The organism is Actinoplanes subglobosus (genome assembly GCF_042650585.1).
GTDB lineage: Bacteria > Actinomycetota > Actinomycetes > Mycobacteriales > Micromonosporaceae > Actinoplanes > Actinoplanes subglobosus.
Genome location: NZ_JBHSBL010000025.1, coordinates 88,741 through 101,821, shown reverse-complemented (window position 1 = coordinate 101,821; position 13,081 = coordinate 88,741). Strand labels below are relative to the sequence as shown.

Genomic DNA, 13,081 nt, shown 5'->3' with positions numbered 1-13,081 from the left:
TGGCGTTTTCGTTACACCGCGTAGACTCCAGTCCCGTGATTCAGCTCGAGAACGTGACGAAGACGTATCCGAAGGGGTCTCGGCCGTCGCTGGACAATGTCAGCGTCGGGATCGAGAAGGGTGAGTTCGTCTTCTTCATCGGCCCCTCCGGTTCCGGCAAGTCGACGATCATCAAGCTGTTGCTGCACGAGGTCTCCCCGACCAGCGGCAAAGTGGTGGTGAACCAGAAGGACGTGACCACGCTCCGGTCCTGGAAGGTTCCGCACTTCCGGCGCTCGATCGGCTGCGTGTTCCAGGACTTCCGTCTGCTGCCGAACCGTACGGCGTACGAAAATGTGGCCTTTGCCCTTGAAGTCATCGGCAAGACCAAGGCGGTCGCCCGGCGCGTCGTGCCCGAGGTGCTCGAGCTGGTCGGTCTGGGTGGCAAGGAGCACCGTTACCCGCACGAGCTCTCCGGTGGTGAGCAGCAGCGTGTCGCGGTGGCGCGTGCCTTCGTCAACCGGCCGCTGATCCTGCTGGCCGACGAGCCCACGGGTAACCTCGACCCGGACACCTCCATCGAGATCATGCGGCTGCTGGACCGGATCAACCGGACCGGCACGACCGTCGTGATGGTCACGCACGACTCCAACATCGTCAACCAGATGCGCCGCCGGGTCATCGAGATCGAGAGCGGACGGATCGTCCGTGACCAGGCGCGCGGTGTCTACGGATAAGCCCGGCTCCGCCCCCCGAACGAACGCTGAAGCTGTGACACGCGGAGTCCTGGAAGGATCCCCCCGATGCGCGTGAAGTACGTACTCAACGAGGTCCTGGTGGGCCTGTGGCGAAACGTCACGATGACGATCGCCATGATCATCACCATGTCGGTCTCGTTGAGCATGCTGGGCGCCAGTGTGCTGCTGTATATGCAGGTCGACCAGATGAAGGACTACTACTACGGGAACATCCAGGTCTCGATCTTCCTGACTGACGACGTCACCGACGGTCAGAAGGCGACGATCGACCAGGCGATCACGAGTAGTGACCTCGTCAAGGACAAGACCTACGAGACCAAGGAAGACGCTCTCAAGCGTTTCCAGCAGCTCTGGGCCGACTCTCCGGACTTCGTGAACGCGATCAACGCGGACAGCCTGCCCGAGTCGTATCGGGTGACGCTCAAGAATCCTGAGCAGTACAAGGATTTCGCCAAGGTGATCGAGGGCATGCCGGGCATCCGGCAGATCATCGACCAGAGCGACATCCTCGAAGAGGTCTTCGACATCTTCAACTCGATCCAGCTGGCGTCACTGATCGTCGCGGGCTTCATGGCGGTGGCCGCCTTGCTCCTCGTGGGTAACACCATCCAGGTGGCCGCGTACAGCAAGCGGCGCGAGGTGGCGGTGATGAAGCTGGTCGGCGCCTCGAACTGGTTCATCCAGGCGCCGTTCGTGCTCGAGGCGGTGGTCGCCGGTCTGATCGGCGCGATCCTGGGCTTCGTGGCGCTCTTCATCGCCAAGGTGGTCCTGCTGGACAACAAGCTCCAGGCGCTCACCACGATCCTCACACCGATCCCGACCGGCAACGTGATGCTCATGCTGCCACTTCTGGCCGGCGTGGGGGCGCTGGTCAGTGCGGTGACGGCGTGGGTCACGCTGCGCTTCTACCTGAAGGTCTGACCACCCGACAGATATCGTGCCGATGGCCGCAACCCGGGACAGGGTTGCGGCCATCGGGCGATTTGGGGCTTTGGGGACGATTGGTCGCGGTAGCGTGGCGCGGTGAGGTCTCGCCAGCTTGATCGCCTGATCACCGCCTACCTCTGCCTCCTCGGCATCATGGCGAGCGTCCTGACCGGACCCCGGCCCGCCGGCGCGGACCGCAACGACGACGCCGCACGGGCCGTCCGCAGGGCCGAAGCCCTCCTGGAGAACGCCAGCGCGGCCGCCCGTACCGCCGCGACCAATCTGGCCCGTGCCACCGCCGCACTCCCGGCCGCCCAGAACCGGGTCGCCACCACCCGCGGCGTGGTCGTCGCCACCCGCGTCCAGGCCGATGTGGCCCGGCGCAACGCCGACGCCGCCCGCAGCAGCTATCAGCGGGTCGCCGACAACTACCAGGTCGCGGCCGGACGACTCGACGAAGCCCGCGCCCGGGTCGACGAGATCGCCCGGGTCAGCTACATGGGCAGTCGCCTCACCCGGGTCAACATGCTCGCCCAGGCGTCCGGGCCACAGGACCTGATGGACCGGCTCGGGCTCGTCGAATACCTCCAGACCCGGGAGCGGGAGGAGGTTCGTACCCTCTTCGGAGCCCGGCGGGAGGCCCGCACCGCGCAGGACCGTGCCGGCGCCGCCAAGCGCGTCGCCGAGACCGCCGAGCGGGCCGCCGTCGACAAGCTCCGCGCCGCACAGAGTGCCCAGGCCGCCGCGATGCGAGCCCGGCAGGCCCTTTACCACCTGGTGCTCGCGCGGCAGACCGCACTACGGGCCGCCGAAGCGCAGCGCACCACCGTCCTCGCCCAGTACCGGGCGGCGGTCCAGGCCGAACGCCGGGTCCGGACCGCCGTGCGCGGCTGGGAGAACCGGGGCGGCGTCGGCAGCCGCTATCCGGGCGGTCACCTCCTGATGCCCGTACGCGGGTGGAAGAGCAGTGACTACGGCAACCGTTACGACCCCTACTACCGGGTCTGGCAACTGCATGCCGGCACCGACTTCGCGGCCGGATCGGGAAGCCCCATCCGGGCCGCGGCCTCCGGCCGGGTCATCCAGGCCGGCTGGAACGGCGGCTACGGCCAGTACACCTGCATCAACCACGGCCGGCTCAGCGGGTACGGCTTCACGACCTGCTACGCGCACCAGTCCCGGATCTATGTCGACGTCGGCGACTACGTCCGTCGTGGAGAGGTGATCGGCCGGGTCGGCAGCACCGGTGCCTCCACCGGGGCGCATCTGCACTTCGAGACCCGGTTCGGTGGCACGCCCCGCAACCCGCTCAATTACCTGCCCGGCTGTCTCTGTTGAACCACGGGTAGTCTTTTCCCTCATGCCACGGGAACAGGGCCGCAAGGTCGTCGCCTCCAACCGCAAGGCGTACCACGACTACACCATCTTCGACACCTACGAGGCCGGCATGGTCCTCACCGGCACCGAGGTGAAGTCGCTGCGCGCCGGTCGATCGTCGCTGGTCGACGCGTTCGGCCACGAGAAGGACGGCGAGATCTACCTGCACGGGATGCACATCCCGGAGTACACGCAGGGCACCTGGACCAACCACGAGCCGCGCCGGGTCCGCAAACTGCTGCTGCACCGCGAAGAGATCCACAAGATGCTCGGCAAGCTGCGCGACGACGGCGTCACTCTGGTCCCGCTCTCGGTCTACTTCCACAACGGGTATGCGAAGGTCGAGATCGGCCTCGCCAAGGGCAAGAAGAGCTACGACAAGCGCCAGGACATGGCCAGCCGGGACGCCCAGCGGGAGATCAACAAGGCGATGGGCCGCCGTGCGAAGGGCATGGACTGACGGGTATTCTCGCCCGCCAGGCTCCGATCCTCGCCTGATCCGCTGTTGCCCGTCCTCCCGTCGTCGTGCGACCTTGTGCTGTCGCCGCCCGCTTTCCTGTCGCTGTTCGATCTTCCGTTGCCGTGAGGGAGAACCACCCGTTGGCGAAGCATGCCACCCGCCAGTTCATCCTTGCCCGCCTCGTCCTCGGTTCTGCCGCCGCGGTCCTGCTCGCCCTCGTCGTGTGGGTCGCCGTCGTCGCCGGCGGATCGGGCAGCAACGGTGATCCGCTGATGGTTCAGCCGACCGCGGCTCTCCAGGCCGCCGGGGGATCACTGCCCGCCGCCGCGCCGTCGACCGAATCCGTCTCGGTGCCACCGTCGGTCTCCGTCTCGGCTTCGCCATCGCCGACACCGTCCGCCTCCAGGTCACCGTCGGCCTCGGCGAAACCCAAACCCTCGAAGAGTGCCAGCCGTACGCCCAGCGCGTCGCCATCCCGCACGACCCCGCCACCGGCACCGGACGTCTTCGCGGTCAGCTACGCCACCAGCGCCACGTGGCGTGACGGTTTCATCGCCGCGGTCAGTGTCGTCAACAACGGGGGCACCGCCCGGGACTGGTCGGTGACGCTGACCTACCCCTCCAGCGCCGGCGTCGAGGTGCGCGGAGGCTGGAACGCGACGGTGACCATGAGCGGGGATACCGTCACCCTGCGCGGCCGCGGCCTGGCCGCCGGAGCGTCCGTCACCGCCGGTTTCCAGGGCTCGAAGGGAAGCTCCGCCACCGGGAAGCCGACCAGTTGCTCCGTCGGCGAGGGTTCCTGCCGGATGAGCTAAGATTGCGGAGCTGTGTAACAGACATGGGGGTGACTGGTTTCGACTTCGTACGTGGAGACAGGGGAAGCGAGCCGAGGAAGCCGACGTCGTCTCGAGAATCGGTCGTCGGAAACTTATAAGCGCCAACGAAAAGTTTGACGCTGACCAGTACGCTCTCGCCGCCTGAGGCAAGTAGCGTGGTCTGTCGGTCTGGGAGCGCCTCCGTCCCAGCTGCCGGCATCAGCTAGGAGGCTGGCCAACCGGTCCCGGTCACGGGGACCGCGCGGCGAGATCAATCAGTGACTGGGCCCGTCGTCCGAACTTGCTCACGTGAGTCGGAGGGCCGAGTAGGGACATAGTGAGCTGCGCTCGGAGAAGCCCTGACAAAACAACGAAGGACCCGGGTTCGATTCCCGGCACCTCCACGAGAGAGGGCTTACTTGAACCCGCGACAGCGGGAGAGAGTTCGCTCGAAGCGGCGGCACCATCGGTGCCGCCGCTTTCGTTTCTCGCCTCGTTGACCAGCGGCAACACAAGGTCCGAAAGCTCGTCGGCCGCGACGTAGGGTCCGGCCTCGTCGGCGTCGAAGTAGACCTTGGCGAAGAACGACTGATTGAGTACGCGGCGCCCCTGCTGCCCAGCCCGGCGGTATAGCTCCTGCGGGTCAGCGAGCAGGTCGAGTAGGTAGAGCATCGTCTCGCCGGCCGCATCGAGCCGCGGAGTGTCTGACTCGTCGAGCTGCCGAGCCAACCGGTCACGTTCGTCGCGGATCTTCCTCAGCCGCGCCCCGATCTTGTCCTGCGGCCAGTCGGGATTGCCGACGAGGTCGAGGAACCGGTCCTCCTGCTGGTCGAGGGTCTTGAGCTGATCCTTGATCCGGCCGCGCAGCTCGGCGCTGGTCCCGGCGGACTCGGACAGCACTTCGCCGATGCGTGAGGTGAGCTGAGCCCGGAGGTCCGCGGGCAGCATGATCGTCGCGTAGTTGTCGACGACGGCGGTCTCCACTCGGGCAACCGGCAGATAGGGCAGGTCGCAGGCGTGCTGCTGGCGCCCGCGGCAGAAGTAGTAGAAGTGCAGATCGCCGGTGTGGCTCTTGCCTCGCATGATCATCAAGCGACGACGGCACCGATGACACCAAACCACGCCTTTGAGGTAGTGGTTGTGGGTGCGCTCGCGGACGCCACCGGCCCGGCGGGTCTCCAACATGTGCTGCACCCGGTCGAAGACCTCCGGCGTGACCAGCGGCTCGTGCCGACCCTGGTACTCGACTCCGCGGTAAGCGACGTATCCGAGGTAATAGCGGTCGCGGAGCAGGTTGCCGAGCGAGTTCAGCGAGATCGCCGTTCCGGCAGGGAAGCGCTTGGTCGGCTTGGTCCGAAGGCCGGCGTCGGTCAGGGCCGCGATCAAGGCGTGGAACCCGTAGGTGCCGGTGGCGTACAGCTCAAAGGCCATCCGGACCAGCGGGCCGCGCACCGGGTCGACGGCGATGGTGCGGACTTCGCGTCCCTCGAACGTCTCTCTCACGTTGAGGTAGCCGATCGGCGCACGGCCGACGGACCCACCTCGGATGATCTTCTGGCCCATCTTGTACGCGATGTCCGCACCCGACGCGCGGGACTGGTACTCGTTGACCCCGTCGAGCACCGTGGCGACCAGGTCGCCGATCGCCGAGTCCTCGGTGTAGTCCATAACCGAGATCAAAGTCGCGCCCGCGCTGCGGAGATCCCGCTTGGTGATCGCCGCGTCGATGCTGTTCCGGTGGAGCCGGGACCGGGCGTAGACGAGTACGTAGTCGACGTTCTTCTCGGCTTTGAGCCGGGCCATCATCTCGCGGAACACCGGCCGGCCGTCCACGGTCGTCGCGGAGCGGCCGGGCTCGACGAACTCGGCAACGATCTCGGCGCCCAACTCGGCCGCACGGCGCTGGATGGCCGTGCGCTGGGCGGGCAATGAGATGCCTTCGGGGTCATAGTCGGTGTTGACCTGCCCGGCCGACGAGACACGCAGGTAGCTGAACGCGCGCTTGTTCGTGCTCGCCGGCCGGTCGTGCTGGCGCTGGATCTGCGCCATCTCGGGTTCCTCCCCAGTCGTTGGTGATCTCCTCGGCGATCGTGACGAGCACCCGCGCGAGGATTTCGGGATCGATGCGGATCTCACGTACGGGCCTGCGTCGGCGCTTCCGGCGGGGCTCGCGTCGGTTCATCCGTCCGTCGTCCGTCCGCGCCCGTAGCTGCGCAGACGCGTGCGCGGGGACGGACGTCCGCGCGGACTATCCATCGGACTCGTCCCGTGGCATCCGCCAGCGTCCGCGGCGTACCTGCGTGGCGTGAGCTTGGAGCCGGTCGTAGATCCATGTGCGCCTCATTCCAGTCATTCGCATGAGTTCGGGGACGGACAGGCCGTGCTCGGGTGCCTCGTTGAGCGCCGTCTGGAGGACCTTCTCGGGGTCGGCCTCATCGACGATCACGCCGTCGTAGACGTCTTCGTCATCCAGCGCATCGGCTGACAGACGATCCAAGGCGGGGCGATCGGGTGCGTACCGTTCGACGGTGGCCCGGACGTCGTCGTCGGTCACCAGGTAGGCGCGAGCACGACGCGGATGGTTGAAGCCCTCGGCCGAGACGAGGAACTTGCCGGGCGCGTCCAGGTCGTGCGCGTGCCAGCCGGCCGCCACCATGCCCTGACCGAGGATGAGGTCGGTGTCCCGGCGCTCACGGACGCGCAGGCATACCCGCACATCCATCTGTGAACGGATCGCGCCCCTACCCATGGCCTGCTGGGTCGGACGCTGGGTCGCCGCGAGCAGAGTCTCGGCGACTGCGCGGCCACGACGAGCGATCGAGTCCGCATACTCGACGGCGGCGGGGGACTGCTCGGCAAGCTCCGCGTACTCGTCCACCACGATGACCAGCGCGGGTGTGCTCTCGGTCGGTATCCAGAGCCGCGAGGACGACTCGGCCATCGCGCGGGCACGCGCTTCGAGCACCCGAACCGCGTCACGCAGCATCGTCTCCGCTTCGGCCGGCGTCGTGGCCAGCCGAGCAAGGCAGGGCGCCCAGGGGCCCAGCTCCATGCCGCCCTTGAGGTCGATACCCCAAAGCACGACGTCCGGGCAGGCGACCAGGTTGCCGATGATGACGTTGAGAATGCCGCTCTTGCCGGCGCCCGCGATGCCGCCCACCAGGACGTGCCGACGCAGCATCGGCACCGCGACGTGAGCCGCATCCTCGAAGACACCCAGCCGGATGGGGTCGGCGACCGATCGAGCGGCCGGTCCGCGCCACGGGACGGCGTTGGCGTGTGGATCCTCGGCCAGCACACGCATGACGAACCGGCCGGCGTGAGCTGGATCCGGTTCGACCCGGACCGCTCCGGGCCGTGTGCCTAGCCCGGACTCGATCGCGGGGATCTGCGCGACGGCATCCGCGACCGTTTGTCCTGCTCGCAGCGTCATCCGAGCACGCCAGCCCCACACGTCCACCACGGCGGAGAGGACCCGCGACCCGGCAAGGCCGATCTGCTCGGCCAGGTCCGGCCAGGCCTGAATGGTGCGGTCCACGCGTACACGTGCTCGGCGGCGCCGGTGCGACCACCACGGGATCGCACCGGCCGCCATGGCGACCAGCAGAAGCGACTGCAGCGGACTCTGTCCCGGACCGAGCGCGGTCGCTGCTGCGAGCCACGTACCGGCAACCGTGGTCGCGACCGCTGCGTACGCCCGGTCTTCGGATCGGACAACGCCCCAGGGCGCCCCTCGGAACGCTGCCACCGCGGCCGCTATGGCGGTGACAGCGAGAACCCAGCCCCAGCCCTCCGGATGCGCCGAGTGCAGCCAGAGAGCCGTCAGGTCGAGGATTGCGGCGAGTACCAGCGGTGCGAGTTCGGAGCGGTACCGGAAGACAAGCCGGCCGAGTCCGGCGACCATCTCGAACAGCCGGGGCTCATTGGCGACCAGTAGGAGTGGCTGCCCATGACGGCGCCAGCGGCGGTGCCGCCAGCCGTAGGCCCTCATCGAGCCTCCCGCTGCGCGGCTACCTCGTCGCGCAGGTAGTAGAGCGGATCTTCCTCGCCGTCCGACTCGGCGGCCAGCGTGGCACGGGCAGCAGCGAGCAAGTTGGCGTGTTCGATGCGAGTCCAGGGAAGCAGTCGGCGTAGTCGTTGGACCTCCGCAAGTACCAGCGGCAGGTCCGCTACGGCGGTCCAGATATCGAGCCCCGCAAGTAGCGCGCGCCGTCGAGCGCGTGGGAGCCGCGTGACGGTCGATGGCTGTTGCTGGTGCGGTGCTTCGGCGGGGTTGTGGCGGGTGCACGCCGACGTGAGTGTGGCATCGCTTCCTCCGCAAGCTGGCGAACAAGCAGAGGTCCGGCCGTGCGCTGTGGGAACACGCACGACCGGACCCTGGCTGACGCCGTTGCCACCCGCACCACACGGCTTCGGGGCGCTTCGTGACCCCTGGTGCGCAGCTACCTCGGCGTTGCTTACAGCTTCGAGTGCGCTCAGATGCGCTCCAACCGCGTTTGCACGGACGTCCGGGGTACGTCTGGTCGTCCCTCTTGAGGCTGGTCGATACTCAGCTCCTCACAGCCGGTGCCACAGCTCGCAGAACAACCAGGTGAAGCACACTGTGTCCGCCTCCTGGCTGATCTCGGCGGCATGCAAATGACCGCATAGCAGCACGGGAGGTCGTGTGGCGTCTCGTGGCGAAGGGTCTAGAAGCGGTCCGACGGATCTTGGGAGCTACGAGGTGATTGCGCCGAGGTGCCGGGAACTGTCGTACCCCCGCCGTATGGTCTACCCGTGCAACCTGTGAACGTTACCTATAACCCCAGTGCCGGGCTTTGGAGGGCTCGACCCGGCTCTGTTGTATCTTCCCGTAGCCAAGGCTCGCCGCAGTGTCCGTAGACGCAGTAGAGAGATCCCAAGAGATCTGCCGTCGGACGTTTACCTATAGGGGGTGGATTGCGTGGCCATCAAGATCATGTTGTTCGTGTCCTCGTATTCACCACTCTTCGCCCTTTTCGCGATTCGTTTCGAGGAGAGGCTGCTAGTACTCGCCTGTGCTGGCCTAGCGACGCTCGGCGTCGTTGCCATGTATTTAATCCTGCGATTGGATAGCAAAAAATCCCAGGAACCGCACTTGTTGACCAAGGTAACCGATGCAGGGAGTCAGGCGGCTGGGTACGTTGCAAGTTATCTCCTGCCGTTCCCTTCCTGTTGCGCAAACAGAGGAAATCAAGCGTCTGAAGTTCTATGCAGTTCTAATTGGAGACGATCCCGGCAACCGTACCGCGTTCGTGCATCGGGGTAGCCCCGTTCAACTTGCAACTAAGGGCCTGGTTGCAGTGTTAAGCAGCGCTCTTACGCGAGTAGAGAATCCAATTTTTGCCTTCAGGCCGGAATTTGATGTAGTTATCTCTCCCTCAGGCGTTTTTGCTCTCAATCAGAAGAGCTTCGAGGCACTCTTCAAGGATAGTGAGCCGGTACTGGCTAAGACCAGCCAATGGGTGGAGGAGCTTTCCGCAGTTCTGCCGGTCGAAAGTGCAAGCAAGGCGTACTTGGCAGATAGGCTTAAGGCAAACGTCCATCTCCGGCGTAAGGTCCAGGCAATTCTGAAGAAGCCTCACCTTCATAGGCTGACCACGGTGGACCTCGTTTCTGCGATGCAGAAGCATGATCTTGAACCGAGCGACCTGATTCAGAATGAGGAACTAGTCTTCTCATCCTCGACCGAGCGGGAGATTCTGCAGCTTCTCAACGAAGACCTCTTCAAGGGCGATTTTTCAGGGGATAGGTACGCTGCTAGTAAGAAGTCTCCTCGCCCCGGCTCATAGTTTCATGTGCAGCGTCAGCTAAAGCTAACTGTCGATCGCATTCAGGTGCTCGAACCGTCCTGTATAGGCGTCGGACGCCGCTCTATCCGGTCGTCTACGCGCTTAAGTGCTTGCCAGAATGGGGAACCTGCAAAGTCTTGACGCAATCGGAGGCGAGCCGTGCCGAATGGCGTGCTTACGCATACTCGGACGAAATCGCGCCAGCGTAACCTTCGCGTGCCCAAAACATCATCAAGATGTGAAATCGATATAACCCAGGTCTGCAGATCTTGCGCACGGAGTCGATGTGGTAATTCGGGGCCTTTCTCGAACTCATAGCTCACGATTGCAAGTGGCTGGTTGGAAATCCCAAGAATCGAATGGCCTACCCATAGGTTTATGGAGTCAATGGTTATCTCAGCCCGGCCCTTATTCGTCGCGCTGACAAGAATCCATCCGTGGCCGGGCGCCCCGCGAACAATTCGGGCGCGGATCTTGAGGCGTGACCCTCCGCTTCGGTAAGCCAGAGTCGCCACAACGAGAGAGGCTGTAGCGACAACTGCGGCATACGCTGCAGTCGCCGTGGTCCATGTCAGTCCCATGACACGCATCGTGACACGTTGATGCACGAAGGAGTGGGACAAGGTGTGGAGATCAAATTGCCAGATCTGAAGTGACAGCTCACGTGGCGATCAACACCGATGAGTGACCAGCCTTCACCCTGCCACCCGGCCGCGCTGCGAGTGGGGGATCAACGCCAAGATCGCCGAGTGTTGGGTTTTCTGTTGGACGTCACGGCTGCAGCGTTCCATTGCGGGCGCAGCGAACAACGAGTTGCAGGCACCTTGGTAGACGTGCCCGGGCCGTCACGCTGGTGGCCTCTCCTTCCTAAGCGCAAGCACCGCAATTCGGGTGAATAGGGTAAAAGCTGAATCCAGATGGAAATACATCGCAGGCGAACGCCGGGCTATATGGATCGGGAGATCGGGCATGTTGGCCGCTAGACTTCCTCGGTGACAGGGTCACTATCAAGGTGGCCAGTCGCATAGTTTTGGGGCGGCTCACTTGCGGTGCCAAGGAAACCCCACTGAGCAGTAAGGAGGCCCTGGTGCCGGAGTTTGACGTCGAGGTCGGTACGGATGACGACGACCTCGTCGAGCTCTGTCACATGTATTGGGATATCAAGGATGACGGTTCCTTCTCGTACACCGTGAAGGCGTTGTCGGAACGGTTTGGTCAGCCATCTCACAAGATCAGCAAGATCGTTGCAGAGGTGTGCGTCGCGCGCTCGACGAGCCGGCGGTGCGTCGACTGTTCAGAAGGTTTTTCCTATACCTCTCGTGCTAGCTGGACTGCGTCCTCCAGATATGCTGTTGAGCGATGCGCAGAATGCATCAACAGGGCGCAGCGAGAGGCCAAAGAAGCTCGCGACAAGGAAAATGTTTCTCGGCATTTAGAAATTGCGAATCGTCACGCTGTCCATGACGATAGTGTGTCGTTTAGGGCCACCGATCTTGATCTGCGATCGGCGTTCTTTCTAGCCGCGCTATTGGAGGACGGGGAGGACGTTTGTCAGGGTGCGACTGTTCCAATCTATGACCGAGCCGATCAGCTGACTCCAACCTCCGAATATGACTTCAAGGCGCTTGAAACCCTGATTGATCGAGGGCTTATAAGCATTCATCCTTCATCTCCGTTGGAGGCATTTACGTGGAAGGATGACGGCAGTCTTGGTGACTCGTACTATCCCAGTCGAGCCTCGTACTATCTCGTCGGTTCGGGTACGCCTGAAAGTCGGGTTGAAAGATTCCGGAAAGATCTTGCCGAAGTCATATCGCGCGAGTCTTGGCCTGATCACTGGGGCGATCAACTTTCCAGCTTTTGGTTCGATGTCGCTGCCGAGGAGTGCAAATCTCGCCTGGTATATCTGCTGCGGCAGCATGGATTAGATTTCACCCCAGGTCAGAAGACAGACGACGTTTTCCGTCGAGCACTTAGATGGTATTCTATTGGCCAGGTTTACTACTTCATATATCGATCTGCTAAAGATTCCGCAGCCTATTCGGCACGTAGAGAGGTGCCCAAAAAGCAGGCAGCAAACAGCGCGGTCACGAGGATCGCCGCAGAAGTTGATCGGGCCTATGCTCAGGGATGGCAGGTCAGCGTGTTTCATCGCGACTCAAAAGTCCCGATCTCTACGCTTTCGCATATCCTGTTTACGCGCGCTCTCAAACTTGATAACCCGATGGCGTACTCGCCCGTTGATCTCCCCCTGCGTCGCGCAGGTTTTGAATTGGCGTGGGGAAATATCGATTCGTCAGCCTTCGAGCGACTCATATTTCGGCTTGTCGAGGAGACTGAAGGATATGAGAACGTCGAATGGTTGATGCATACGAATGCGCCGGATCACGGTCGAGATGTGAGTGCGGCACGCCTTCGGCGGGATCCGTTGAGTGGTCACAGTTCCCAACGTGTCGCGATTCAGTGCAAACACTACCTGTCACGGGCTATCCGTGATGTGGACGTAAGTGCAGCTATCGTAAGCATCGATCATTGGCGTGATCCTCCCTTTGATGTTCTGGTAATGGCCACCAGCGGGCGTTTCACCTCCGATGCCGTTGCCTGGATTGAGCGGCACAATGCGCGAGGTGGTCATCCTCGGATTGAAGTATGGAATGACGCTCGACTTGAATCTTTGCTAAGTGAGCGGCCGCATCTAATTCGAGATTTCGAGTTGCGCTGACTGTATGGACGGCGGCCTTGTAGGCGATGTTTATTCCTACTGGATGGTTCGCCGGTGGATGGGGATAGCTTGCGGGGCGTAGGCGAGGATAGGAAAGGCCAGGCTGCACAGCGTGGCCCCACCGTCAGCCCGGTACCCAAATGGGTACCGGGCTGATGTCGTTCTCGCTTATGTCCGCTTCGTAGCCCGGTGCCGCTAACACGTCAACTCCGCGCCCCGTCTGGTATCGAGGG

General features: G+C 63.7%; 8 protein-coding genes, 1 other RNA gene and 1 pseudogene. 8 read left to right on the top strand and 2 right to left on the bottom strand.

Annotated features, from left to right (window positions below; all coding sequences use genetic code 11):
- Positions 1 to 35: 35 nt before the first annotated feature.
- The 6 genes from ftsE (at position 36) to ssrA (ending at position 4,723) form a co-directional block, all read left to right on the top strand.
- Complete coding sequence (gene ftsE / locus ACFO0C_RS37825; RefSeq protein WP_317788419.1) at positions 36 to 716, top strand: cell division ATP-binding protein FtsE; 681 nt, start codon at positions 36 to 38, stop codon at positions 714 to 716.
- Between the two features lie 66 nt (positions 717 to 782).
- A complete protein-coding gene (gene ftsX, locus ACFO0C_RS37820; protein WP_378071605.1) occupies positions 783 to 1,658 on the top strand; it encodes a permease-like cell division protein FtsX in 876 nt (291 codons plus the stop codon).
- Between the two features lie 102 nt (positions 1,659 to 1,760).
- Positions 1,761 to 3,002 carry a M23 family metallopeptidase gene (locus ACFO0C_RS37815; RefSeq protein ID WP_378071604.1) on the top strand — a complete coding sequence of 414 codons (1,242 nt, stop codon included), beginning with the start codon at positions 1,761 to 1,763 and terminating at the stop codon, positions 3,000 to 3,002.
- Between the two features lie 22 nt (positions 3,003 to 3,024).
- Positions 3,025 to 3,501: an SsrA-binding protein SmpB gene (smpB, locus tag ACFO0C_RS37810; RefSeq protein ID WP_378071603.1), complete on the top strand. Its 477-nt coding sequence runs from the start codon at positions 3,025 to 3,027 to the stop codon at positions 3,499 to 3,501.
- Positions 3,502 to 3,641: 140 nt separating this feature from the next.
- Positions 3,642 to 4,316, top strand: coding sequence for a cellulose binding domain-containing protein (locus ACFO0C_RS37805; protein WP_378071602.1), 675 nt, complete (start codon positions 3,642 to 3,644; stop codon positions 4,314 to 4,316).
- 25 nt (positions 4,317 to 4,341) lie between these two features.
- Positions 4,342 to 4,723, top strand: a transfer-messenger RNA (tmRNA) gene (gene ssrA, locus ACFO0C_RS37800).
- A 613-nt stretch (positions 4,724 to 5,336) separates the two neighbouring features.
- Here ssrA and ACFO0C_RS37795 read toward each other — a convergent pair.
- Together ACFO0C_RS37795 and ACFO0C_RS37790 are read right to left on the bottom strand one after the other, a co-directional pair.
- Positions 5,337 to 6,365, bottom strand: a pseudogene (locus ACFO0C_RS37795) (recombinase family protein); the annotation flags it as partial.
- A 199-nt stretch (positions 6,366 to 6,564) separates the two neighbouring features.
- The gene (locus ACFO0C_RS37790) at positions 6,565 to 8,307 is read right to left on the bottom strand and encodes an FtsK/SpoIIIE domain-containing protein (RefSeq protein ID WP_378071601.1); all 1,743 of its coding nucleotides are present in this window, start codon (positions 8,305 to 8,307) and stop codon (positions 6,565 to 6,567) included.
- A 1,144-nt stretch (positions 8,308 to 9,451) separates the two neighbouring features.
- Between ACFO0C_RS37790 and ACFO0C_RS37785 the strand changes: the two genes are divergently transcribed.
- Complete coding sequence (locus ACFO0C_RS37785; RefSeq protein WP_378071600.1) at positions 9,452 to 10,126, top strand: Kiwa anti-phage protein KwaB-like domain-containing protein; 675 nt, start codon at positions 9,452 to 9,454, stop codon at positions 10,124 to 10,126.
- Positions 10,127 to 11,213: 1,087 nt separating this feature from the next.
- Positions 11,214 to 12,848 carry a restriction endonuclease gene (locus tag ACFO0C_RS37780; RefSeq protein ID WP_378071599.1) on the top strand — a complete coding sequence of 545 codons (1,635 nt, stop codon included), beginning with the start codon at positions 11,214 to 11,216 and terminating at the stop codon, positions 12,846 to 12,848.
- The last annotated feature ends 233 nt before the right edge of the window (positions 12,849 to 13,081 follow it).